Source organism: Hymenobacter saemangeumensis (assembly GCF_039541835.1).
Lineage (GTDB): Bacteria > Bacteroidota > Bacteroidia > Cytophagales > Hymenobacteraceae > Hymenobacter > Hymenobacter saemangeumensis.
In genome coordinates, this window is sequence record NZ_BAABGZ010000073.1 from 63,080 (window position 1) to 86,561 (window position 23,482).

19 protein-coding genes are annotated in these 23,482 nt (G+C 62.7%); 12 read left to right on the forward strand and 7 right to left on the reverse strand.

From position 1 onward, the window contains the following. Nucleotides 1-81: 81 nt before the first annotated feature. On the forward strand, nucleotides 82-4,608 hold the full coding sequence (locus ABD919_RS18030; protein WP_345237445.1) for a T9SS type A sorting domain-containing protein: 4,527 nt from the start codon (nucleotides 82-84) through the stop codon (nucleotides 4,606-4,608). Nucleotides 4,609-4,717: 109 nt separating this feature from the next. On the opposite strand, the gene ABD919_RS18035 is transcribed toward ABD919_RS18030, so the two are convergent. From ABD919_RS18035 to ABD919_RS18055, 5 genes are all read right to left on the reverse strand, one after another. Further along, nucleotides 4,718-5,134, reverse strand: a complete 417-nt coding sequence (locus ABD919_RS18035; RefSeq protein ID WP_345237446.1) for a hypothetical protein — start codon at nucleotides 5,132-5,134, stop codon at nucleotides 4,718-4,720. Between the two features lie 152 nt (nucleotides 5,135-5,286). Further along, nucleotides 5,287-5,880, reverse strand: a complete 594-nt coding sequence (locus ABD919_RS18040) for a helix-turn-helix domain-containing protein (RefSeq protein WP_345237447.1) — start codon at nucleotides 5,878-5,880, stop codon at nucleotides 5,287-5,289. Nucleotides 5,881-6,277: 397 nt separating this feature from the next. Beyond that, nucleotides 6,278-6,712 (reverse strand): DUF1810 domain-containing protein, encoded by a 435-nt coding sequence (locus ABD919_RS18045; protein ID WP_345237448.1) that lies wholly within the window; start codon nucleotides 6,710-6,712, stop codon nucleotides 6,278-6,280. Between the two features lie 32 nt (nucleotides 6,713-6,744). Then, a complete protein-coding gene (locus tag ABD919_RS18050; RefSeq protein WP_345237449.1) occupies nucleotides 6,745-7,455 on the reverse strand; it encodes a LytR/AlgR family response regulator transcription factor in 711 nt (236 codons plus the stop codon). Beyond that, the gene (locus tag ABD919_RS18055; RefSeq protein ID WP_345237450.1) at nucleotides 7,452-8,483 is read right to left on the reverse strand and encodes a sensor histidine kinase; all 1,032 of its coding nucleotides are present in this window, start codon (nucleotides 8,481-8,483) and stop codon (nucleotides 7,452-7,454) included. The genes ABD919_RS18050 and ABD919_RS18055 overlap by 4 nt, the downstream gene beginning before the upstream one ends. 219 nt (nucleotides 8,484-8,702) lie before the next feature. On the opposite strand from ABD919_RS18055, the gene ABD919_RS18060 reads away from it, so the two are divergent. Then, complete coding sequence (locus tag ABD919_RS18060) at nucleotides 8,703-10,901, forward strand: carbohydrate binding family 9 domain-containing protein (protein WP_345237451.1); 2,199 nt, start codon at nucleotides 8,703-8,705, stop codon at nucleotides 10,899-10,901. Nucleotides 10,902-10,943: 42 nt separating this feature from the next. Continuing rightward, nucleotides 10,944-11,489 (forward strand): nuclear transport factor 2 family protein, encoded by a 546-nt coding sequence (locus ABD919_RS18065; protein ID WP_345237452.1) that lies wholly within the window; start codon nucleotides 10,944-10,946, stop codon nucleotides 11,487-11,489. 31 nt (nucleotides 11,490-11,520) lie between these two features. Here ABD919_RS18065 and ABD919_RS18070 read toward each other — a convergent pair whose 3' ends face one another. Together ABD919_RS18070 and ABD919_RS18075 are read right to left on the reverse strand one after the other, a co-directional pair. Beyond that, on the reverse strand, nucleotides 11,521-12,312 hold the full coding sequence (locus ABD919_RS18070; protein ID WP_345237453.1) for a hypothetical protein: 792 nt from the start codon (nucleotides 12,310-12,312) through the stop codon (nucleotides 11,521-11,523). A gap of 61 nt (nucleotides 12,313-12,373) precedes the next feature. Beyond that, nucleotides 12,374-14,110, reverse strand: coding sequence for a M61 family metallopeptidase (locus ABD919_RS18075; RefSeq protein ID WP_345237454.1), 1,737 nt, complete (start codon nucleotides 14,108-14,110; stop codon nucleotides 12,374-12,376). 187 nt (nucleotides 14,111-14,297) lie between these two features. Here ABD919_RS18075 and rpmH point away from each other — a divergent pair, with 187 nt between their 5' ends. The 9 genes from rpmH (at nucleotide 14,298) to ABD919_RS18115 (ending at nucleotide 22,788) form a co-directional block, all read left to right on the forward strand. Next, the gene (rpmH, locus tag ABD919_RS18080; RefSeq protein ID WP_068337113.1) at nucleotides 14,298-14,456 is read left to right on the forward strand and encodes a 50S ribosomal protein L34; all 159 of its coding nucleotides are present in this window, start codon (nucleotides 14,298-14,300) and stop codon (nucleotides 14,454-14,456) included. A gap of 62 nt (nucleotides 14,457-14,518) precedes the next feature. Further along, on the forward strand, nucleotides 14,519-15,040 hold the full coding sequence (locus ABD919_RS18085; protein WP_345237455.1) for a ribonuclease P protein component: 522 nt from the start codon (nucleotides 14,519-14,521) through the stop codon (nucleotides 15,038-15,040). 24 nt (nucleotides 15,041-15,064) lie between these two features. Further along, complete coding sequence (locus ABD919_RS18090; RefSeq protein ID WP_345237456.1) at nucleotides 15,065-16,759, forward strand: S41 family peptidase; 1,695 nt, start codon at nucleotides 15,065-15,067, stop codon at nucleotides 16,757-16,759. A 173-nt stretch (nucleotides 16,760-16,932) separates the two neighbouring features. Next, entirely contained in the window at nucleotides 16,933-17,157 is a 225-nt protein-coding gene (locus ABD919_RS24015; RefSeq protein WP_425556420.1) for a DUF6678 family protein, read from the forward strand. A 7-nt stretch (nucleotides 17,158-17,164) separates the two neighbouring features. Next, nucleotides 17,165-17,869, forward strand: coding sequence for a tRNA (adenosine(37)-N6)-threonylcarbamoyltransferase complex dimerization subunit type 1 TsaB (gene tsaB / locus ABD919_RS18095; RefSeq protein WP_345237457.1), 705 nt, complete (start codon nucleotides 17,165-17,167; stop codon nucleotides 17,867-17,869). A gap of 80 nt (nucleotides 17,870-17,949) precedes the next feature. Then, nucleotides 17,950-18,462: a DUF2480 family protein gene (locus tag ABD919_RS18100; RefSeq protein WP_345237458.1), complete on the forward strand. Its 513-nt coding sequence runs from the start codon at nucleotides 17,950-17,952 to the stop codon at nucleotides 18,460-18,462. A gap of 175 nt (nucleotides 18,463-18,637) precedes the next feature. Then, nucleotides 18,638-19,963: an APC family permease gene (locus ABD919_RS18105; RefSeq protein WP_345237459.1), complete on the forward strand. Its 1,326-nt coding sequence runs from the start codon at nucleotides 18,638-18,640 to the stop codon at nucleotides 19,961-19,963. Nucleotides 19,964-20,009: 46 nt separating this feature from the next. After that, nucleotides 20,010-21,251, forward strand: coding sequence for a hypothetical protein (locus tag ABD919_RS18110; RefSeq protein WP_345237460.1), 1,242 nt, complete (start codon nucleotides 20,010-20,012; stop codon nucleotides 21,249-21,251). A gap of 409 nt (nucleotides 21,252-21,660) precedes the next feature. Beyond that, nucleotides 21,661-22,788, forward strand: coding sequence for a serine hydrolase (locus ABD919_RS18115; protein WP_345237461.1), 1,128 nt, complete (start codon nucleotides 21,661-21,663; stop codon nucleotides 22,786-22,788). The last annotated feature ends 694 nt before the right edge of the window (nucleotides 22,789-23,482 follow it).

Below are 23,482 nucleotides of genomic sequence, written 5' to 3' on the forward strand. Positions count from 1 at the left end.
GAAGAGACGGCTACATTTGGCAGAATTCCAAGTTTGGGCTTAGTAGGCTCATATATGTCACCTTTTTTCTTGTCGTTTCTGATGAAGCAAATTCTGAAAAAAATGCTCCGGCGGGCTTGCACCGTCTATGCGGCGTTGGTGCCGGCGCTGCTGGCAGTGGCCCCGGCAAGTCCGGCCCTGGCTCAGCCCACCGTTTTGAACGGCCCTACCGGCTCGGGCAGCTTTGGGACTTATGTTGCCGGGCTGTTCAATGGCAACTACGTGGTGACGGACCCTTTCTTCGACTTGGGCGGCGTGCCCGACGTGGGGGCCGTTTACCTCTACCGCGGCAGCGACAATACCCTCATCAGTAGGCTTACCGGCTCGACGGCCAACGACCGGGTGGGCAGCGGCTTTGTTGGTATATTCCAGGATGGAAGCTACGTAGTGTGCAGTCCCAACTGGTCGAACGGCGGCACCGCCAGCGTGGGGGCCGTAACATGGTGCAACGGGACCACCGGCGTGGCGGGGGCCGTAAGCGCAGCCAACTCGCTGGTGGGCGCCACGGCCAACGACCAGGTGGGCAGCGCGGGCTTCAGGCAACTGCCCAATGGTAACTACGTGGTGGGCAGCCCCAACTGGTCGAACGGCAGCAACGCCAACGCCGGGGCCGTGACGTGGTGCAGCAGCACGGGCAGCACGGTGGGCCCGGTGAGCGCCGCCAACTCGCTGGTAGGCTCCACGGCCAACGACCGGGTGGGAACCAGCAGCGCCTTTGGCGGCATTGTTCCCCTCACGAATGACAGCTACGTGGTGCTCAGCCCTAACTGGACCAACACAGGACGCGCCAGCGCCGGGGCCGTGACGTGGTGCAGCAGCACGGGCAGCACGGTGGGCCCGGTGAGCGCGGCCAACTCGCTGGTAGGCTCCACGGCCAACGACCAGATAGGTGGTACCGGCTTTAATAGCGTGGTCGCCCTCACCAACGGAAATTATGTGGTGGGCAGCGCCAACTGGGACAACGGCGCCGTGGTGAACGCGGGCGCGGCTACCTGGGGCAACGGCACGGGTGGCACCGTCGGCCCGGTGAGCGCCGCCAATTCGCTTGTCGGTACCACGGCTAATGATGGAGTTGGTAGCAAAATTTCTGCTTTGAATAATGGCAACTACGTGGTAGGCAGCAGCGCCTGGGACAACGGCGCCATCGTGAACGCGGGCGCCGTGACTTGGGGCAGCGGCACGGGTGGCACTGTAGGCCCGGTGAGCGCGGCCAACTCGCTGGTGGGCTCCTCCACCAACGACTCCGTCGGCTTAACCGGCGGCATTGGCATTACAACCCTGACCAATGGCAATTACCTCGCTGTTAGCACCAGCTGGGACAATGGCGCTTTGGCCGATGCCGGCGCCGTGACCTGGTGCAACGGCACGGGCGGCACGGTGGGCCCGGTGAGTGCCGCCAATTCGCTGGTGGGCACCCGGGCCGGCGACCAGGTAGGCCGGGGCGGCGTAGCGGCCCTCACCAACGGCAACTACGTGGTGGGCAGCGGCTCCTGGGACAACGGTACCGTCGTAGATGCTGGCGCGGCCACCTGGGGTAATGGCGCCAGCGGCATCGTGGGCCCGATAACGGCGGCCAACTCCCTGGTGGGCACCACGGCCAACGACCAGGTGGGCACCGTGGGAGGCACCGGCATCACGGCCCTTTCCAACGGCAACTACGTGGTAAGCAGCCCTAACTGGGACAATGGCTCCGTGGTGAACGTGGGCGCGGCAACTTGGGGCAACGGCGCTACTGGCTTAACCGGGGTGGTGAGCACCGCCAACTCGCTGGTGGGCACCACGGCCAACGACCAGGTGAGTGGGGGCTCCTTTGGCAGTGTCATGGCCTTGTACAACGGCAACTACGTGGTGAGCAGCATCAACTGGGACAATGGCTCCGTGGTGAACGCGGGTGCGGCCACCTGGTGTAACGGCGCCACTGGCTTAACCGGCGTGGTGAACGCAGCCAATTCGCTGGTGGGCTCCTCGGCCAACGACCAGGTGGGTAGCAGACTTACTGCCCTGCTAGATGGAGATTATATAGTGGGCAGCCCCAGCTGGACAAATGGCAGCGTTATGGGCGCCGGGGCTGCCACCGGGGCGCGCGGCACGGGCGGCACGGTGGGGGCGGTAAGCGCGGCCAACTCGCTGGTGGGCTCCACGGCCAACGATGGGATTGGTGGCGGCTTCGCCCTTATGTCATCCCGGGCCAGTGTGATGTATGTCAGCGCCGACTGGGATAACGGCAGCCTCGTCAACGCAGGCGCCATCACTCAGGTGTATAGCAATGGCAGCACGGTGGGGCCCGTCACCTCCTGCAACAGCATCCTGGGGGGGGTAGCCGGCGCCGGCAACTCCCTGGTATGGATTACCCGCAGCGGTACAGTGATAGGCGGGCTGCCCAGCGAGAACAAGGTGCAGGTCGGCGTGGGGGCCCCGGAGGCCCCCACGGGCGCGGCCAGCCAGAGCTTCGCCCCTGGCGCCACCGTGGCCAACCTGGTGGCCACGGGCACCAACGTGCAGTTCTTTGCTACCCCCGCGGGCGGCACGGCCCTGGCCAGCAGCACGGCCCTGGTCAACGGCACCACCTACTACGCCGGGCAGACGGGAAATGGCTGTGCCAGCCCGCGCCTGGCCATTACCGTGACGCTGACCAGCGCGCCGGTTGACCTGGTGGTGAGCACCGGCACGCCGGGCACGCCTTACGTCATTGGCGGCGGCACCTACAACAGCATCACCGTGACCGGCACCGGCCGGGGCCAGTTTACCGGCCCGGTTACGGTGACGTCCAGCGTGGTGGTGCAGGACGGTGGCCGGCTCGACCTGAACTGCCAGCCGCTGACCGGCGCGGCCAGCTTCACGCTGGCCAGCGGCGCCACGCTGGTAATCTGCGACGCGGCTGGCATTACGGGCACGGGCAGCAGCGGCGCGGTGCAGGTGAGCGGCGCGCGCAGCTTCTCCAACGATGCCAGCTACGTGTACAGCGGCACGGCGGCCCAGGTAACCGGCAACGGCCTGCCCGCCACCGTGCGCAACCTGAGCACGACCAACAGCTTCCCCCTCACGCTCTCCCAGCCGGTGGCCGTGCGCCAGGCCCTGACCCTGGAGGCTGCCGGCAACCTCAGCACCAGCGGCCAGGCCCTCACCCTGCTCAGCAATGCCACGGGCACGGCCCTGCTGGCCAACCTGGGCACGGGCACCGTGCAAGGCAGCGTTACGGTGCAGCGCTACCTCGACCCCAGCAGCAACGCCGGCCCGGGCTACCGCCACCTGGCGGCCCCGGCCGCGGGCCAGACCCTGACCAGCCTGGGCTCGGGCGGCACGGCCCCGGTGCTGAACCCGGCCTACAACACCGCGGCCACGCCGGGCACGGTGACGCCCTTCCCCAGCGTGTACCGCTACGACCAGAGCCGCCTGGCTACCTCGCCGGCCACCTCCGTGTCGGCCTTCGACAAGGGCTGGCTCTCGCCCAGCCTGACCAGCGAAGCCATGCAGCCCGGCAGCCAGGGCTACACCGTGATGCTGCCCGGGGCGCAAACGCTGAGCTTCACCGGCGCGCTCGTGCAGAGCAGCAGCACCCTCCCGCTGAGCCGGGCCAGCGGGGCCACGGCGGCCGACGCGGGCTGGAACTTCATCGGCAACCCCTATGCCTCGCCCCTGGACTTCAGCACCGTGGGCGCCGGCCAGCGGGTGAACATGGACGCGGCGTTCTACACCTTTGAGAGCAGCAGCCAGTACGGCGGGCAGTACCGCAGCTACGTCAACGGCATCGGCAACCCGCTGGTGGGCACGGCCCAGGCCTTTTTTGTGCGGGTGAGCGCCGGCCAGACCAGCGGCTCCCTCACCTTCACCAACGCCAACCGCGTGACGGACTACGCCCAGCAGGCCCCCGTGCGCCGTGGCGCGCCCGATACCCGGCCGCAGCTCACGCTCCGCCTGGCCGGGGCCGGCCAGCCGGCCGATGCGCTGACGGTGTACAGCGAAGCCGGTGCCAGCGCCGGTTTCGACAGTGCCTTCGACGCGGCCAAGCTGCCCAATACCACGGGCCTGAACCTGGCGGCCCTCGCGGCCAGTGGCGAGCCTCTGAGCGTGCAGGGCGTGGCCGCCTTCAACGCGACTGTTCCCCTACAAGTAAGTGTGCCGGCCGCGGGCCGCTACACCTTCACGGCTGCCGCCCTGGCCAACCTGCCCGCCGGCACCCGCGCCGAGCTGGTGGACAACCTGACGGGTACGCGCACCGTGCTGACGGAAGGCGTCGGCTACGGCTTCACGATGGCCGGCAGCACGGCCCCCGGCCGCTTCTGGCTGAACCTGACGCCGGCCGCCGCCCCGCTGGGCACGGCCGCCGCCCTGGAAGCCCAGGTGCTGACCTACCCCAACCCCAGCCAGGGCCTGCTGACGGTGCTGCGCCCGGCCGCCACGAAAGTGACCACCGCCGTGCTGCTCAACAGCCTGGGCCAGCAGGTGCGCCACCTGGCTCTGCCCACGGCCGAAACCGTGGTGGACCTGCGCGGCCTGGCGGCAGGCGTGTACACCCTGCGCCTGACGCTTGATGGCCAGCCCGTGAGCAAGCGCGTGGTGGTGGAGTAGAAGAAGTCATTTTCAAAAAACAACCCCGGCACAGCTGTGCCGGGGTTGTTTTTTATCTGGCTGTTCCATCCCGGCGCCGGGGCAGAACAGCCGTTTCTTCAGAGTGGGCCTATGCGAGCAGGGTGGCCCGGTGGGCTGCTACGCCGGCTTTGGCGGCGGTAAGCGTGGCCACCTGGTCGCTTATCTGTTGGGCGTCGACGCTGGCCAGGAAGCGGGTGGTGCCGGTGCTGAGGCGGTTGCGCTTGGCCAGCTTGGTGCGCTGGGCGCGCATGAGGGCCAGGTCGTCGGTGGTTTTTTCCAGCAGGGCGGCGTCGATGCCGGGGGCGGCCAGCAGGTTCTGGGCGGCGCTGATGCGGCCGTCGAGCAGGGCCAGCTGGCCGGCGGTGCTGCTCAGGCTGCGGTCGGCCCGCATGTCGGCCAAGTCCAGGTTGGCGTCGCGGGTGGTGTAGGTAAGCAGCTCGAAGTCGAGCTCGGTGGTGGCGGTGTCGCACTCAGCACGGGTAGTGAGCAGGGCGTAATCAATCATGGCTAATCAGCATGAAAAGTGGTAGAAAGCACGGCTTCTGCCGGCAGCAGGATGGGGTCGGCGCCAACCAGACCCAGCCGCCGCCTCCCGGCAGGGAAGTAAGCCGCGGCTTAAACGTAGGATTAAATATTTTAAATAAAAAAATACAGTCTTTAAAAACTGCGCCAGGCTGCTGCTATGCCGTCCAGCGCCGCTTCTTCGGCCAGCAGGCCGGCTAGGCGGGCCCGCAGCCGATACCAGCGGGTCACGTCCTCCGGGGGCAGGGGCCGGGCGCGGCGGTGCACCCAGCCCGCCCGCCAGGCCTCGCGGGCAGCCTCGTCGGGGTTGGTGGGCGGGGCCGCATCCGGGGCGGGCAGCAGCCGGGGCAGGGCCTCGGCCCAGTGGCGGGCCGCCTCGGCCCGGGCCGTGAGCTTGCCCAGCTCCTGGCGCAGGCGGGCGGCCTGGCCCAGGCACTCGCGGCGGCGGAAGTACAGCTCCCCGGCATCGGGCAGGGGCGTACCGGCCGGCAGAGCCGGGGGCAGGGCAGGAGCAGCCGTGGTGTTGGCCGGTCCCTCCTGCGGCACCAGCTGCAGCAGTGGCAGCAGGGGCACAGCCACAGCCGGCGTGAGCTGCCGTCGGCCGGTTTCGATGGCTTGCAGCAAGGCTTTGCTTACGCCCAGATACAGGCCAAGCTCAGCGTGAGTAAGGCCAAACCAAGCCCGGACGCGGGCAATGAGGTGGGTGGAAGGCGCTGATTGGCGGGGCATGAACGTAATGACGTGTAGTTTATTTATACAAAGTTTAAGAATAAACTACAAAATGTGTTGACAAGTTGTAGTCTATTTGTTTGAACTGAGGAAATAAACTACAAAAAATGAACGTTGGAGGTTTCTCAAGCTCAAGCTCGCGCCCCGTTGCTTGTCATCAGTTCGCCATTTTTGACTGAGCCTGATGGCTGCTGCCTGACGCGCTAGCCCCATCCGTCACCGTCAACGACCCGGCTGGCTCGTTCCTTAAGCATGCTCCCAGCGGGGCTTTTTTTGCTCAATAGCTTTTGGAAGGTCAAAAGAAGCGAAGCCAGAACCCCACCTCCCCACGCCATAACGACACCGCGAAACCCTGCGGTTTACCACCGCGAAACACTGCGGGAAATAGCACTAGAACCTACTCCAGCCTACCCCCCAGCAGCCCCAGCGTCTTCTCATCCGGCCGGCCCCGGAAAAACTTGTCCAGCACCTGCTGAAACACCGGATGAGCCCCGGGCAGGCTCGCAAACAGCGTCATGGAAGAGCGCAGCTTCAGGTCGTCGGGGCTGCCCATGATGTCGTTGGCGTCGTTGTTGGGCAGCGCAAGCAGGGTTTCGCTGATTTCCAGCAGCCGCGGCCCCAGCACCGGGTGACGGGCGTAGGCCTGCGCCTCCTGCGCGTCCCGGATGGCATAGTACTGCGCCGTGGAGCTGAACCCCAGGCCCTGAATCTGGGGAAAGATGTACCACATCCAGTGGCTTTGCTTGTAGCCCCGCTTCAGCTCGGCCAGGGCGGTGGCATAGTCTTTTTGCTGCGCATCCAGGAAGCGCTGCAGGGAGGTGTCGTGCGTCATACCTGCGCTTACGAGGCCGGAAGCTAAAAGCTTCACAGCAGCCGCCCATTGATGGCAGCCAGAAAGCCTTCGCGGTACTTGGCGCTGATGGGAATGCGGGCCGGCGGCAACAGAATGTGGTTTTCCTCAATGCTGCGAATCAGGTCCAGGTTCACGATGTAGGAGAGGTGCACGCGCCGGAAGCAGGGCGGCAGCAGGGCTTCCATCTCCTGCATGCGCTTGTACACGATGACCTTCTCGGTGTCCGTCACCAGCATCACGTAGGATTTCAGTCCCTCCACGTAGCGGATGGCGTCGTAGCGCAGGCGCACCAGCTGCTTGCCCGACTTGATGAAGAAGTAGTCGGCGCTGCTGTCCGGGGCGTCGGCGGGCGGAGCGGCCGGGCGCGGCTGTAGCAGCGCCGCCGCCTTGCCCACGGCCTGCAGAAAACGGCCCAGGGTAATGGGCTTGAGCAGGTAGTCGATGGCCGCCGTTTCGTAGCTCTGCACGGCATATTCGGAGTAGGCCGTGGTGAAGATGATGCGCTGCCCCGGGCCCACCAGCCGGGCCAGCTCCATGCCGCTGAGGCCGGGCAGGTTGATGTCGAGGAAAATCAGCTGGGCCTGGCCGCTTTGTATCCAGGTCAGGGCCTCGCCGGCGTCGTAGCAGGTGTGCAGCAGCTGCAGGTAGGGCACCTGGGACACGTAGGCGGCCAGCAGCTTGGCCGCGTTGGGCTCGTCTTCAACAATCAGGCAGGGAATCATGGCTGGGCGGGCAGGGTAAGGCGGGCTACAAACTGCTGCCCCTCGGCCCCCGCCGTAAGCTCGAAGCGGCCGCCGTAAAGCAGTTTCAGCCGCTCGCGCAGGTTGCGCAGGCCAAAGCCGCCGGCGCTAGGAGCGGCCAATGCTTCGGGCAGGGAGTTGCTGACTTCAAACGTAAGCCAACCCCCGGCCTGCCGCAGGTGCAGGTGGGCCGCGTTGTGGCGCTGCCGCTTGTCGAAGCCGTGCTTGAAAAGGTTTTCTACCAGCGGAATGAGCAGCATGGGCGGCACGGGCAGCTGCTCGTCGGCCTCCACCTCCAGGCTGATGCTGAGCTCGTGGCGGAAGCGGATTTTTTCCAGGGCAATGTAGTTGCGCAGAAAGGCAATTTCGGCCTGCAGCGGCACCCGCTCCAGCCGGCTCAGCTCCATGAAGTAGCGCATCAGGGTGGCCAGCTTCTCAATCAGGTCGGCCGTGCGTGGGGCTTCCAGGTAGGCCTCGTAGTAGATGTTGTTGAGGGTGTTGAACAGGAAGTGGGGCTGCACCTGGGCCTTGAGCAGGTTCATCTCGGCCTGCAGCTGCTTGTTTTCCAGCTCATCCTTCTGCTGCTGCAGGGCCACGCTGCGCAGGGCCGCCTGGGCCAGCAGCCCGAAGCCGAAGGCAAAGCAGATGGTAACCGACAGGTAGCCGAGGTGCCCGCGGTTGCCATTGAGAAAAGTGTTGTGGGCCGAAGGAAAGTGGGGGCGCACGACGTAGGCTTCAAGGTAAAAGCGGCCCAGCCCCACCAGTCCCAGGAAAGCCAGCACGGCCAGCACAAACGCCCAGCGCGGCAGGCGGTGGTACAGCCAGGGGCTGAGCCCATACACGTAGCCATAGATGGTGGCCGCGTAGGAGGCAAAGGCCACCAGGGTAAACGAACACACATACAGCAGGTCGTTGATGCGCTGGCCCAGGTAGGCCACCACCAGCCCATAAGCCAGCAGCCAGGCGGCGCACTGCAGCAGCGCAAATGAAAGACGACGGGGAGCAGGCATAAGCAAGGCCGGCAGCAGCACCTGGCTGCCAGTCTCCACAAAGCTGGGACTTGCGCTGCCAACTTCCCAAGGTCTTCAACGCTTTGGGCTAATTCTTCAACGCCTGGCTGCGCAAGGCGTCTCACAGGGGTTTAATAGTTGGGGCAAAGTGTTGAAAGCCGCTGGTGCGGGCAGCGGCAGCAGCTCCCTTTGTGGCATCCTTTCACCGAAGAGCCACCTATGAAAACGCCGCTGCTCGTGCTGCTCCTGAGTCTGGCTGCTGCCGCCCAGGCCCAGCCGGTCTTTCCGCCCCCGGCCTTAAAGCCCCGGGTGGCGGCCTCGCCCACCACCCAGCCCCTGCGCCTCGACGGGGTGCTCGACGAGCCTGCCTGGGCCGCAGCCGAAGTGGCCGGCCGCTTCACCCAGCTCGACCCCAGCCAGGGCGAGGCGGCCAGCTTCGCCACCGAGGTGCGGCTGCTCTACGATGCCCGCTTTCTCTACCTGGGAGCCGTGTGCCACGACACCCTGCGCCGGCAGCTGCTGCGGGCCCCCGACCTGCGCCGCGACTTCGCCCTGCTCGACCACGACTTCCTGCTCATCTGCCTGGATGGGTTTCGGGACGAGCGCAACGCCATGACCTTTGCCATCAACCCCTACGGCGCCCAGCGCGACGTGCTGCTGTTCGACGCCAAGCTGGCCGACGTGGACTGGGACGCCCTCTGGCAGGTGCGCACCCAGCGCAGCGACTCGGGCTGGGTGGCCGAGGTGGCCATTCCCTGGGAAACCCTGCGCTACGCGCCCCGGCCCGCCACCGGCGACTACGCCTGGGGCCTGAACCTGATTCGGCTGCGGCGGGCGTCCAACGAAAAGTCCAGCTGGGCCCCGGTGCCCCGCGCCCTCAGCCCCGCCCGCATGGACTACGCCGGCCTGCTCACCGGCCTGCAGCCCCCCGCGCCGGGCCTCAACCTGCGCCTGCAGCCCTACACCCTGGTTACCATGGACCAAAGCAGCAGCGGGACGCGCCGCACGGGCATTAAAGCGGGCGGCGAAGCCAAGTGGGCCCTGTCGCCGGAAACCGTGCTGGACCTGACCGTGAACACCGACTTCGCCCAGGCCGACGCCGACCGCAAAATCAACAACCTGTCGCGCTTCTCGGTCTTCTTCCCGGAGCGGCGCCAGTTTTTCCTGGAAAATGCCAGCCTGTTCTCACCGGGCCTGGTGCCCAAGGGCGGCAGCCTGCGCGTGCTGCCCTTCTTCAGCCGGGCCATTGGCATGGCCGGCAGTGGCCAGCCCCTGGACTTAAGCGGCGGCGCCCGCCTGGTACACCGCGCGGCCCGCCGCAACTTCGGGGGCCTGGCCGTGCACCAGCGGGCCGCCGAAAGCCAGCCGGCCACCATGTTTTACGTGGGCCGCTATTCCCAAAACCTCCGGGCCCAAAACAACCTGGGCGGGCTCTTCACCCTGCGCCGGCAAAGCGCCGGGGCCGAGCCGGGGCAGCCGGCGCAAACGGGCTTCACCGGGGCGGTGGATGGGTTTTTCCGCTTCGGCGCCCGCGTGTCGTGGAGCACGATGCTGTCGGCCACTGGCGGCACCCGCCCCGGCGCGGGCGGGCTGGCCGCTTACTCCGAGCTGCGCTACGACGCTGGCAGCCTCGCCGTGTGGTGGTCGCAGGCCCTCGTTACCCGCGCCTACATGCCGGAAGCCGGGTTCGTAAGCCGCCGCGACGTGCTGGCCACCACCCCGGGCTTCTACCTGATTCTGCGCGGCAAGCCCTGGCTGCCGGCCTGGCTGCGCAGCTACGAGCCGGGCATCAGCAACGAGTACTACCACTCTGCTACTACCGGCCGCCTGCTCGAAAGCAGCAACCGCTTTTTCCTGCTCGACGGCATCACCCAGCGCGGGGGCATCCTGCGCTACTACCTCAACCGCGTGGTGCAGCAGCTCGACGAGGCCTTTCAGCCCCTGGGCCTGCGCATTGCGCCGGGGCGCTACACCTACCTCAGCCAGCACCTGGAAGCGGGCAGCGACGCCTCCCGCCGGCTTTCCTACCTGGCGGCCCTCAGCTCGGGTGGCTACTACAATGGCCGCCTGCACAGCCTGTCGCTGTCGGCCCGGCTGGCGCCCAGCCCCCACTTCTGCCTGCAGCCCAGCTACGCCCTCAACGACTTCCGCGGGGTAGGGGCCGAAGCGGTTTCGCGCCGCGTGGCCCTCTACGGCGTGGAAAGCCGCCTGGCCCTGAACCCACGGCTGCAGCTCTCGGCCTTTTACCAGCGCAACAGCCACGACGCCAGCCAGCAGCTCAACCTGCGCCTGGCCTGGGAATACCAGCCGCTGTCCTTCGTCTACCTCGTCTTCAACCAGCAGGGCTACCAGGCCACCGGCGAGCCCAGCACCGAGCGGGGCCTAATTGCCAAAGCCTCCTTCCTCAAGCAATTCTAGGGCAGCCGCCCATTCTTCTCACTTTTTCCAAACTCCAAGGTCATGCACACTATCACCAAATCCCTCCAGCAAATACTTCGTTACCGCCTGGCTCCCCTCTCCCGCAGGGGAGGGGCCGGGGGTGGGGCTCCGGTTCACCGCCCAGCAAACCATGCCACTTCCCTTGCCCTGGCCGGCCTGCTGGCCTTGCTGACCCACTCTGCCCAGGCGCAATCAGCGCCCGCTGATGATGAGGCGCTGATTCGTACCACGGTCAACACCTATTTCGAAGGCTGGGCCGTGGGCGACACCGCCCTGGTTTCCTCGGCCATGCACCCCAGCTGCCACCTCAAGTTTGTGGATGCCACCGGCGCGTTTGGCTCCCGCGACAAGAAAACCTACCTCAGCGGCTTCAAGCCCCGCCCCAAGGGCGACACCCAGGGCCGCATCCTGGCCTTGAGCCGCACCGGCCACGCCGCCAGCGTCACGGCGCGCATTACCAGCGGCAGCAACCGCTACACCGACTACTTCAACCTGCTGCGCATCAGCGGCCGCTGGTACATTACCGATAAGGTGTCGATTCGGGAAGATATTGCCGCCAGCAAGTAGTACCGGCCGCCGCCACGGGCATTGTGGCCTGCTACAGGACCTGCGAGAGGTCCAGGCGCATATAGGCCGACTGCGGCTTGCCGTCTTCTTCGGCCGGGCCCTGGGCCTGCTTGATGAGCAGGGTGGTATTGTCCAGCCAGCTCACCTGCCGCGGCTCCCAGCTCGACAGGTCGCGCTCCCACACCAGGCGCAGGCCCGTGGGCTCCACCTTGAACAGCTGCAGGCCGTTGGGGTCGAACGCGGCGCCCAGGTCGGCGCTGTAGGTTACAACATAGCGGCCATCGGGCGAAGCCACCGGCTGGCCCCAGGCCGGGGTGCGGCGGCCCGTGCGCTGGTCAATCAGCTCCACGGCGCTGCCCTCGTACAGGCCCACCGACACCACCCACTGGCGGGCCGAAGCCAGCGTGCCCCAGTAGTGGTAAAAGGCCATGGCCTCCGTATCGGCGGTGTCGTTTTTTATCACCACCTCCGGGCCTTGCTCGGGCTTGAAGCGCAGCTGAATGCCCTCCCGCTGCACCCGGCCCTGGGCTTTGGCCAGCTCCGGGGAGTCGCCGTCCTCGGGCCGTGGGGGCAGCTCCGGGCGGGCCGGGCCGCCCAGCCGGCCACTGCCGGGCAGCACCCGGGCCACGCCCCGTCCCAGGTGCAGGGTGTCGTGGGTGGTGGCCGGCCAGGTGTCGCCGGAGGTCAGAATCTTCTCAACCGCCCGGGCCGGCGCCGCGGCCGGAGTAGGGGAGGCGGGCGGGGTGGTGGTTTCAACCGGCTTCTGCCGGTCGCAGGCGCCGAGCAGCAACAGCAGCGCAAGCGCCGCGCTAGGTTTGAGCAAGGTCGGGAATTGCGGCAGCATGGTGACGATTCAAATCAGCTATAATATGTAGAATGCCCGCTTAGTATTCCCAGCCTAGCCACTGGCGGAAGCCCTTTTGCTGGGCTTCGTCGGCCTCGCGCAGGCGGCGCACCTCGTAGCGGGTCCCGAAGGTCTGGCCGGGCTCGGCGTTCAGCTGCAGGGTCAGCAGGCGGTTCTGGCGCAGCACCGTCAGCTCGTAGTGGGGGGCATTGCCGGGCAGCAGCAGCTGGTGGTTAGGCGTTTCGCGCACGCCATTCACGGCCACAATCTCATCTTCCACCGACAGTACTTTTTCCGCCGGCGAGCCCGGCCAGATGTAGCTCACGTCGGTGCGGTCGGCCCGCGAGGTGGTGCGGAAGCCAAAGGTGTTTTCGGCGTGGGCCGGGTTGGGTGCGCTCACCAGCTGGCACCCTACGGTGCGCAACAGCTTGTCGAGCGGCCCCAGCAGCGGCTCCGTGCCGTAAATGAACTTGTCGAAGTAAGCCTGCATGTCGCGCCCGGCCACCTCATTCACCAGGCGGATGTAGTCCTCCTCGGTGTAGCCGATGCCGGTTTGCCCAAACTCCTGGTAGAGCCGGCGCATCACTTCGTCGAGGCTGCGGGCGTGGCTGGAAAGCTGCCGCAGGGTCAGGTCGAGAATCAAGGCCACCAGTGCCCCTTTGTGGTACACGCTCACCTTGCGGTCGGGCACGCCGGGCTTGTAGCCATCCAGCCACAAATCCATGCTGGCGTCGGCCAGGGAGAGGTTGTCGCCGCCGGCGTCGTCGAAGTGCTTGCGCAGCACGGTGTTCAGCTCAGTGAAGTACTGCTCGGGGCTGCGCACGTGGCTGCGGGCCAGCAGGTACTCGCCGTAGTAGGTGGTGATGCCCTCGGCGATAAAGCAGCTGCGGAAGTAGTTCTCGCGGCTGTAGTCGTAGGGCTGCATCTCGGCCGGCCGGATGGCCTTGATGTTCCAGGTGTGGAACAGCTCGTGGCAGCTCACGCCCAGCAGCTCTTTGTACAGCTCGTCGTTCATGAGCTGGGCCGCCGGGCCCAGCACAATCACTGTGGAGTTGTTATGCTCCACGCCGTGGTAGTGCTTCAGGGGCAGAAACTGGTTGAGAAAGTGGTAGTCGGCCACCGGAAAGCCCCCAAACAAGGCCAGCGACACTTCCGTGAATGCTTTGAAGTCGCTGAGCAGCTTGGGCCAGTTGATAAGCGCCTCCGAGCCCTGGGCCCACACGTGAAAGGGCAGCCCGCCGGCTTCATAGGTATGGTGCTGCAGGGTAGGGCTGGCAATAAGCGGCGAGTCGGCCAGGTGGTCGAAGTTGCGGGCCGCCAGCGTGTGGGGGGCACTCTGGGGCAGGCCACAGGCAATTTCCCAGGTGTCGGGCACATCCAGCTGTAGCTCGCAGGCTTCGTCCTGCCGGCCCTCGGCGTACATAAAGCACTGCACCGGGTTGAGGTAGAGCTGGGTTTCATCAAGCCAGGAGCCCCCGGCATCCATCTGGTGGGCATAGAAGCGGTAGCGCACCCGCACCTGCTGCCCGGCGGCATTGCTCACCGCCCAGCGGTCCTTGGTCAGCTTGCGCCAGGGCAGGGCCGCGCCGGAATCGGCCGCCACAACTTCTACGCGCTGAATTTTCTGGGCGAAGTTCTGCAGCTCGTAGCGGCCGGGGCGCCAGGCCGGCAGCTGCAGCTCCAGAGGCTGGGGAGCATCGGCGGGCACGGCCAGGGTCATTTCCACCAGCAGGTAGGAAGTAAGCGGGTTTTCGTAGGAAACGCGGTAGTGAATCATGGGCAACAGCTTCCAGGTGATGGGGCAAAGCTAGCGTGTGCCCACCTACGGAAATAGCACGGTGCCGACTACAGCCAACGCAATATCCAGGGGTAAAGCCCACAATTTCTGACATAATCTACCTGGCTCTTGTGATTTTTGCCGGAAAGCCGTACCTTTGCCGGCCCATCTCGAAACTTGAATTGATATGAAACGCACCTATCAACCTTCTCAGCGCAAGCGTCGCAACAAGCACGGCTTCCGTAACCGCATGGAAACCGCCAACGGCCGCAACGTGCTGGCTCGTCGTCGTGCCAAAGGCCGCAAGCGCCTCACCGTATCCGACGAAGGCCGCCACAAGCGCTAGCATTTTTTGGCTGTTAGCCAATAGCTTATGGCTGTTAGCTGACAGGTGGCCGCATTGCGGTAGTGGGTTCGTTTCCGGTGTTAGCTGGAAGCAACTGCTGCGGCAATGCGGCTTCGCTATTTCTTTATTTTTGCGAAGTGAACGAGCCAACAGCGAGCAGCTATCCGCCATCAGCTAAAAAGTTTGCTTTCCCCAAAGAGGAACACCTGTGCCGCAAAAAGCTCATCGACGAGCTTTTTGGGAAGCAGAGTTCCTCTTTTGGTGTTTACCCCCTGCGCATCGTCTGGCTGAAAAGCCCCGAGCCAACGACGGCCCCCCCGCAGGTGTTAATTAGTGTGAGTAAGCGTATCTTTAAGCGAGCAGTCGACCGCAACCGGCTCAAACGCCTTATTCGGGAAGCTTATCGTCTCAATAAATACCGGCTCTTGGAGCAACCAAATGGCCACCCAGTCGCTCTGTTAGGCATTATCTACACCGGTAAGGAAAAAAGTCCGCTCGCCTTAGTGGAAAAAAAATTAATTTCCGCTTTCCAACGTTTGCTTACCGCACCCATCGTGGCATCGGACTTGCCCACGGTTGCGTAGACTAGCCTTCTTGCTACCAGCTTTATGACTATCCGCAAAAAAATCCTCGCCGGCCTCACCCTGGGTAGTGCCGCGCTGCTATTCTCCTTCCGAACCGCGGCCGACAGTGAGCGTTACTTCGAAATCGCCAAGAACCTCGACATCTTCGCGACCCTCTTCAAAGAAGTAAATACCTATTATGTAGACGAAGTGACCCCTGGCAAGCTGGTGAAAACCGGCATCGACGCCATGCTCAAGTCGCTCGACCCCTATACCAACTACATTCCGGAGGATGACATCGAGGATTTCCGTACCCTGACCACCGGGCAGTACGGCGGCATTGGGGCGGTAGTGGTAAAGCGCAACGGCAAAACCGTGGTGCAAAGCGCCTACGAAGGCTACCCGGCCCAGAAGGCGGGCCTGCTGCCCGGCGATGAAATCCTCGACATCAACGGCATCGCGGTCGATAAAAAGTCCAACTCGGATATCAGCAAGCTGCTGAAAGGCCAGGCCAACTCCGTGGTGAAGCTCATGGTGACCCGCTACGGCCAGGACAAGCCCGTGCTGATTGAAATAACCCGCGACAAGATTCAGGTGGAGAACGTACCCTACGTGGGCATGATTTCCAACGACGTCGGCTACTTCCAGCTTGGTGGCTTTACCGTCGATGCCGGCAAGGAAGTGCGCGCCGCCGTGACCAAGCTCAAGGAGCAGGGGGCCAAGAAAATCGTGTTCGACATCCGCGACAACCCCGGCGGGCTGCTGAACGAGGCCGTCAACATCTCAAACCTGTTTATCGACAAAGGCCTCGACGTGGTAAGCACCAAGGGCAAGGTGACGGAGTGGAACAAAACCTACAAAGCCCTCGACGTGCCCCTGGACACCCAGATTCCAGTGGCCATCGTCACGTCGAACCGCTCGGCCTCGGCCTCGGAAATCGTGTCGGGCGTGCTGCAGGACTACGACCGCGCCGTGGTGGTGGGCATGCGCACCTTCGGCAAGGGCCTGGTGCAGGCCACCCGCCCGCTCAGCTACAACTCCCAGCTGAAAGTAACCACTGCCAAATACTACATCCCCAGCGGCCGCTGCATCCAGGAAATCGACTACGCCCACCGCAGCGAGGACGGCACCCTGGGTAAGTTCCCCGACTCCCTGCGCACGGCCTTCAAAACCTCGGCCGGCCGCACCGTGTACGACGGCGGCGGCGTTGCCCCCGACATTGAAGTGGCCGAGCGCGAAATTGCCGACATCACCCGGGTGCTGCTGCAGAAGAGCTACCTCTTCGACTACGCCACCCGCTACCGCTCCGAGCACGCCAGCATTCCCGCCGCCCGCGAGTTTCACCTCAGCGATGCCGAGTACCAGAAGTTTGTGACTTACCTGCAGGGCAAAAACATCAACTACAGCACCGACGCCGAGAAGTCCCTCACCGAGCTCAGCAAGAAGATGAAGGAGGAGAAGCATTACGAGGACGTCAAAATCGAGTTGGAAGCGGTAAAGCGGAAGATGACCGTGAACAAGGCCAACGACCTGCAGCGCTTCAAGCCCGAAATCAAAGAGCTGCTGGAGCAGGAAATCGTGTCGCGCTACTACTTCGAGAAAGGCCGCACCGAAGCCGGCTTCGACGACGACCCCAACATCCTGGCCGCCGTGGCCGTGCTCAACGACCCCAACCGTTACTCGGCCCTGCTCAAGCCCAGCGGCCAGGCAGCGAGCGCGCGCAAGTCGACGGGTAAATAGTGATTTCTGATTAAGGAATAAAAAAGCAGGCACTGCATGGTGCCTGCTTTTTTATTGATGTCCTAGCAAATGAGAACCCTCGAAAAGCTGGCCGATTTAGTGAATGAGTACAGCTGTCTGGTAAGAATTAAGCTTAAATCTGATATACAGCCCGAAATCTGGACCACTGGAATCTGCTTGCCCGTGCCTGGGTACATCGAGCTGAATGGCCCTTGGCCATTTGGGAGGTAGAGTGGCTGGAGATAAATCCAAATGTTGTTCAGCGTCAGGGTAGGCTTATGCCGCCAAAGCAGCTTTGCTATTTAGAAGAAATAACTTTGCTGCTTCAAGCAGAAAGCTGGCCTTATACTATAGATGAGAAAATAGTCAGGGTACCGTTTGCTATGCTTGGCTATTAATGTTGATATGTCCCTCATCCTCTCCCTCGAAACCTCCTCCCCGGTCTGCTCCGTAGCCCTGCACCGCGCCGACGACGGCCGCCTGCTGGCGCACTCCGAACTGCGGCTGGAAAAGTCGCACTCCACGCACCTGAGCATACTGGTGCAGCAGATGCTGGATAACACCGGCCACCGCATGGCCGACCTGGCTGCCGTGGCCGTATCCGACGGGCCCGGCTCCTACACCGGGCTGCGCATTGGCGGGGCAGCAGCCAAGGGCCTGTGCTTTGCCCTCGACATTCCGCTGATTGCCGTCAGCACCCTGCAGGCCCTGGCCTGGCAGGCGGCCCGGCACACGGCCGCGCCGGAAAAATGCCTGTACTGCCCCATGCTCGATGCCCGGCGCATGGAAGTGTACGCCGCCATCTACACCGACACGGGGGAAGAAGTGCTGGCTCCCACGCCTCTCATCCTCGACCCCAATACCCTCAGCGAACAATTAGCCCAGGGCCCCGTGTTATACTTCGGCAGCGGGGCGGCCAAGTTTACGCCCCTGGTGCTCGGCCAGTCCAACGCCGGCTTTCTCACCGGCATTGAGCCCTCGGCCGTCGCCGTAGGCGCCCTGGCAGTAGAAGCTTTCCGCCGCCAGCAGTTTCAGGACGTAGCCTACTACGAGCCGTTTTATCTGAAAGAAGTATATACCACCACTCCAAAGTCAGACATGAGACCTTAGACATAAGACATGAGAGCTGTTCTGGCAGAAGAACTTTCTAACGTCTCATGTCTCATGTCTAAAGTCTAAACCCCCAGTTTATGGAACCCCTCTTCGTCAACCGCGTGGCCAACTCCGGCCTCATCACCCTGAACCTGGAAGAATACCTGCACCCGGGCGAGCGGGTGGTGTACGACATCAAGGATAACCTCTTTCACGGCCTTATCCTGCGGGAAAAGGACTTCCGCGAGTTCATCAAAACCAACGACTGGGCACAGTACGACGGGAAAAACGTGGCCGTCATCTGCTCGGCGGATGCCATTGTGCCCACCTGGGCCTACATGCTGCTGGCCACCAAGCTGCAGGGCCACGCCCACCGCTACGTGTTCGGCAACCTCGACGCCCTGGAGCAGGCCCTGTTCCAGGAAGCAATTGAGAAAATCGACGCTGAAGAATACCGCGACGCCAAGGTAGTAGTGAAAGGCTGCGGCAGCGTGCCCGTGCCCACCTTCGCTTACGTGGCCATTATGCAGAAGCTGCTGCCCGTGGTAAGCAGCGTGATGTACGGCGAGCCCTGCAGCACCGTGCCCCTGTACAAGCGGCCCAAAGTATAAAGCCTGATAAAGCGCCGGCCCGGCGCCGACTGATGCCGCATCGGCGTCTGGAGCAGCCATAACGGCCTCTCCGGGCGCCGATGCCCTATTATATGCAGTAGCATTTTGCGGTCCGTCCGCTGCTGCCAGCGGTCGGGCATCCTCTGGCAGCCGCTCTCCGGTGCATCTTTGCCGAATGGCTGCTGCTTCTTCTCCTTACAAAATCAGTTTTCTGACCGGTGCGGCTATTGTCGTGGCCAACATGGTGGGCACCGGCGTCTTCACCAGCCTCGGGTTTCAGGTGCTGGACATTCAGAGCGGTTTCGCCCTGATGATGCTGTGGCTGGTGGGTGGCCTCATTGCCCTGTGCGGCGCCGTCAGCTACGGCGAGCTGGCCGCCGCCATGCCCCGCTCCGGTGGCGAGTACCACTACCTGAGTCAGATTTACCACCCAGCCCTGGGCTTTCTCTCGGGCTGGGTTTCGGCCACGGTTGGCTTTGCTGCTCCTACCGCCCTGGCAGCTCTGGCCCTGGGCGAGTACGCGAAAAGCGTTTGGCCTTCACTGCAGCCCACCTGGCTGTCGGTAGGCGTGGTGCTGGCCCTCACGCTGGTGCACGGCCTCAGCACCAAAGCCGGCAGCCGCCTGCAAATCATCATCACGGCCCTGAAAGTGGTGGTGCTGGTGCTTTTCATCGGTGCCGGGCTGGTGGTAGGGGAGGGGCAGCCCCTGAGCTATGCTCCCGACGCCGCGGGCTGGCGCGCCATACTCAGCCCCGCTTTTGCCGTCAGCCTCGTGTATGTGAGCTATGCCTACTCCGGCTGGAACGCCGCCGTGTACGTAACCGGCGAGATTCACAACCCCCAGCGCAACCTCTCGCGCATCCTGCTAGCCGGCACGGCGCTGGTACTCCTCTTATATGTAGGGCTGAACTACGTGTTTTTGCGCTCCACGCCCATTAGTGCCTTGAAAGGACAGGTGGAGGTAGGCTTCGTGGCGGCTACTTCCCTGTTTGGCTCCAGCGTCGGCCGCCTCATGGGGGCGGTAATTGCGGCCTTACTGGTATCAACCATCAGCTCCATGGTATTTGCCGGGCCCCGTATTGTGCAAACCATGGGCGAAGACCTGCCCGCGCTGCGCTTCCTGGCTCCCAAAAGCCGCAACGGCATTCCTGTGCGCGCCCTGGTGTTGCAAACCCTCATTACGCTGGTGTTTATCCTTAAGCCCAGCTTCAAGGAAGTGCTGGTCTACGCCGGCTTTATCCTCAACCTGTTTACCTTCCTGACGGTGCTTGGGGTATTTGTGCTGCGCTGGCGTCAGCCCCAGCTTGCCCGTCCGTACCGGGCCTGGGGCTACCCGCTCACCCCCCTGCTTTTTCTGGGTCTCAGCGGCTGGACGCTCACCTTTATCATGCGCGACCGGCCCATGGAGTCGCTCTACGGGCTGCTCACGCTCGGAGTGGGCTTGGTAGCCTACGCCATAGCCCACTACCTGGGCGGTAACCCGAAGCGGGCCCAAGGCTGAGCCGTAGCGTGTAACTTGCGGTCAGTTTACCTACTCCTTATATATAATGTATCTGCGCGCTGCCGCTCTTCGCGTTCTGCCGGCTCTGTTCTTCCTGGCCGCCTGCTCCGAATCTGCCACCCAAACGGAAAAGGTTGTCGAGGCTCCGGACTCCGCACCTGCCGTTGCTGCTCTTCCCAAAGCCGATTCCATCACCACGGATACCAAGCCCGTCAGCTCTCCCGCCGCGGATACGGCCTATGTCCAGGATGTAGCTGCCTATCTGGGGGGCCTGCGCCCCAGCTCCCAAAGCGAGCTGGCTCCGTTAGCCGGGCAGCCCGCCTGGCAGGCTTTCGCCCAGGACCAGGATAAAAGCTGGCAGAAATACCGCAGCACGCACACCGAGCGCATGACGAAGTGGTCAGCCACGGAGCTGGATTCGGTGCAGCGCAACAGCCCCACCATCTTCTACCCATTCAGCGGGCCCGATTTTCTTAACGTATTCACGATGTTTCCCCATAGCCAGACTTATGTGATGATTGGTCTGGAGCCCGTGGGCAGCGTGCCGGCCCGGGCCACGCTCGAAAACCCCAAGCTGTTTCCCGCCATTAAAGCCTCGCTCTGGTCGGTACTCAACTTTAGCTTTTTCCGCACCAACGACATGGCCGTCGACCTCAAGTCCGTCGAGCTCGATGGTGCCCTGCCGCTGATGATGCTTTTCGCCGCCCGCACCGGCAACCAGGTTACCGCTATCCGCCCCGTCCGTCTCGATGCGGCCGGCCAGCTCCAGGAAGCCCCCGCCGACACTGCCCAGGCTAACGACCCCAAGTCGAAGTTCATTCCGGGGGCCGAGATGAAGCTGCGCGGCCCCGACGGCCAGCCGAAAACCGTTTACTACTTCTCCGCCGACCTCAGCGACTTTAAGCTGCAGACCAAGGATGCCCCCCTGCAGTTCGTACGCGGCCTGGGCCCCCTTACCACCTATGTGAAGTCGGCCTCCTACCTTATGCACAAAGCCTACTTCAATAAAATACGCCGGGTGGTGCTGCGCCGCAGCCGCTTCATCCTGCAGGACGACTCCGGCATTGCCATGAAGTACTTCCAGCAGGGCGCCTGGAACTTCCGGCACTACGGCACCTACAAGCGCCCCATCAACCTTTTTGCCAAGCACTACCAGCCCGAGCTGACCACTGCCTACGCCGATTCCGTACACCCTCCGCAGCCCCTTCCCTTCGGTACCGGCTACAACTGGCGCCAGACCGACTCCAACCTCTTGCTCGCAAAGCGCCTTATTCCATTAGCGGATTAATAGCGTAAGCGAAGTAATATAGGCCGTGGTGGCAGTACCACGGCCTTTTTTATTGCCAAGCGCTATGCAGAACATGCTACCAAAACGTCCGGCTTCCCTTCCTTATATAATAGGTGTGCTCCTTGCTGCCATTGCCATTTCGGCAGCAGCGGCTATCCGGCACAGCCCTCTGAAGGGCCGGCTCAAGCTAGCTTCTAAGACCGTGGGGTTCTTTAGTCGCCGCGCCGCTAATCCCGGGCCACCCGCTCGGCGCCCAAAAGCAAAGCGCAGCACTGGAATAGATGCCAGTACCAGCCGGCCTGTTTCCGGGCCAGCGAAGGCCGATGTTGTATACCGGAAGCAGGAAACAGCTCCGTCAGATTCCCCTTTACTTGACAGCCTGCTGCGCTCCAGCCCCCGCTTGGCTAAGGTGCTTGCACACTCCGCCCGCCATGAACTGCAGATTATCTACACCCAGATTGACCGCGACGCTCAAAACAACCCCCGCTTCACTACCCACACGTACCACGTCAACCCCCGGCAATATTTCAACCCCGCCAGCCTGGTTAAGCTTCCCGTAGCCGCGCTGGCCCTTGAAAAGCTGAACGACCTGAATAAGCCCGGCGTAAATCGCCACACCATCATGGCCACCGGAACCGCCTTCCGCTGCCAGACCCCCGTGCCCTTCACCGCCCCAGCCGACTCCGACCGGGCCGCCACCGTGGGCAACTACATCAAGCGCATGCTGCTGGTAAGCGACAACGTTGCTTACAACCGGCTCTACGAGTTTCTCGGCCAGCGCCCCATCAACGAGCGACTGGCCCAGCTTGGGTACCCCAACGCCCGCATTACCCGCCGCTTTGCCCCCTGCGATACGGCTGCCAACCGCTATACCAACCCCATCAGCTTTTATTCCAGGCGCGGCGACACCTTATATATGGAGGCCGGGAAAGTAAACTCAATCCCCTATACCAGCCCACTTGGGCGTTTGCAAAAAGGTCGAGGCTATCAGGCCGGTGGCCGCCTCATCAACCAGCCTTACGACTTTACCACTGCCAATCAGCTTTCCCTACCCGATGTCACGGCTATCCTCCAGAGCATTCTATTTCCTTCATCGGTCAGTCCCCAGCAGCGGTTTCGCCTCAACAGCGACGACCATGCTTTCTTCAGGCATTACCTATATGCTACTCCCCATCAGGCAAAGTTTAGCCTGTATGCTTCTTCCCGCTATTTCGATGCCTATAAGAAGTACCTGTACTATGGCCGTAATCCCGAGTCGGTCTCGATGCCGGGCCTTCGCATCTACAATGTAGTCGGTATGTCACACGGCTACCTGGCCGATGTCGCTTACTTCGCCGATTCGCTGAATCGCTGTGAATTCATGCTAAGCGCGGTCCTTTATGTAAATCAAGATGGCATATTAAACGATGGAGCCTACGAATACGAGTCAGTCGGGCTCCCTTTTCTGGCCGGTTTAGGGTCCCTGATTCATCAATATGAGGTAAAACGCCCCCATGAGCGGCGTCCAGATTTGACAGCGCTTTTCGAAGCTGATTAAACAGTGAAAAAAAGCCCAGCCTTTTTATTAGCGCCTGCTTTCTGTAAGCTAGTGCATTACGCTGGCAGAAAATCAGCAACAGGAGAATAGGAGGCTAGGCTGGAACAAAAACATTTGCCAAATCATTGTGTCCCTCGTGCGCATTCACTACTTTTGCACTCCCAAATCGAACGGATGCGGGGTAAAGTCAACGGCAAGATTTTTTTCTCGCACGCTTGACAGGAAAACAAAAGCTGTAGTATCTTTGCAGCCCGTTTCATTTCAATCGGAAATAAGACAAACGAAAAGAAGAAAAATAAAAATATTTTTCGCCTTTCACTTGACATTCCAAAGCAAAAGCAGTAATTTTGCACTCCGATTCACCTCGAACGAATCGAAGTCAAAAACGGGAAAGAAATTTTTTTCTGCTTTTTCTTGACAAGTAAAAAAATCTTCTTACCTTTGCACTCCCAAATCGAAAGAGGCGGTTGAATAAAGAGAAAAAGAGAGCTGGCCGCCAGGCCGCACGGCTACTTCAACAGGAAGTCGCACACGTTCTTTGAATGACTGGAAAAGACAAATGGTAAGGTTTGTTCTGAGCAATTGGAACAGACCGACAACAAGCGTAACATAAGATTTGAGCTCGTCAATACGAGTCGGATTTGCACTCGACATCAGCTAGTCTTCGGGCTAGTGTAGAACATTATACAATGGA

Excerpts from the sequence above, each read along its gene's own strand:
- ABD919_RS18030 (WP_345237445.1), top strand. The coding sequence starts at position 82 with ATGAAGCAAATTCTGAAAAAAATGCTCCGGCGGGCTTGCACCGTCTAT.
- ABD919_RS18035 (WP_345237446.1), bottom strand. The coding sequence starts at position 5,134 with ATGATTGATTACGCCCTGCTCACTACCCGTGCTGAGTGCGACACCGCC.
- ABD919_RS18040 (WP_345237447.1), bottom strand. The coding sequence starts at position 5,880 with ATGCCCCGCCAATCAGCGCCTTCCACCCACCTCATTGCCCGCGTCCGG.
- ABD919_RS18045 (WP_345237448.1), bottom strand. The coding sequence starts at position 6,712 with ATGACGCACGACACCTCCCTGCAGCGCTTCCTGGATGCGCAGCAAAAA.
- ABD919_RS18050 (WP_345237449.1), bottom strand. The coding sequence starts at position 7,455 with ATGATTCCCTGCCTGATTGTTGAAGACGAGCCCAACGCGGCCAAGCTG.
- ABD919_RS18055 (WP_345237450.1), bottom strand. The coding sequence starts at position 8,483 with ATGCCTGCTCCCCGTCGTCTTTCATTTGCGCTGCTGCAGTGCGCCGCC.
- ABD919_RS18060 (WP_345237451.1), top strand. The coding sequence starts at position 8,703 with ATGAAAACGCCGCTGCTCGTGCTGCTCCTGAGTCTGGCTGCTGCCGCC.
- ABD919_RS18065 (WP_345237452.1), top strand. The coding sequence starts at position 10,944 with ATGCACACTATCACCAAATCCCTCCAGCAAATACTTCGTTACCGCCTG.
- ABD919_RS18075 (WP_345237454.1), bottom strand. The coding sequence starts at position 14,110 with ATGATTCACTACCGCGTTTCCTACGAAAACCCGCTTACTTCCTACCTG.
- rpmH (WP_068337113.1), top strand. The coding sequence starts at position 14,298 with ATGAAACGCACCTATCAACCTTCTCAGCGCAAGCGTCGCAACAAGCAC.
- ABD919_RS18090 (WP_345237456.1), top strand. The coding sequence starts at position 15,065 with ATGACTATCCGCAAAAAAATCCTCGCCGGCCTCACCCTGGGTAGTGCC.
- tsaB (WP_345237457.1), top strand. The coding sequence starts at position 17,165 with ATGTCCCTCATCCTCTCCCTCGAAACCTCCTCCCCGGTCTGCTCCGTA.
- ABD919_RS18100 (WP_345237458.1), top strand. The coding sequence starts at position 17,950 with ATGGAACCCCTCTTCGTCAACCGCGTGGCCAACTCCGGCCTCATCACC.
- ABD919_RS18105 (WP_345237459.1), top strand. The coding sequence starts at position 18,638 with ATGGCTGCTGCTTCTTCTCCTTACAAAATCAGTTTTCTGACCGGTGCG.
- ABD919_RS18110 (WP_345237460.1), top strand. The coding sequence starts at position 20,010 with ATGTATCTGCGCGCTGCCGCTCTTCGCGTTCTGCCGGCTCTGTTCTTC.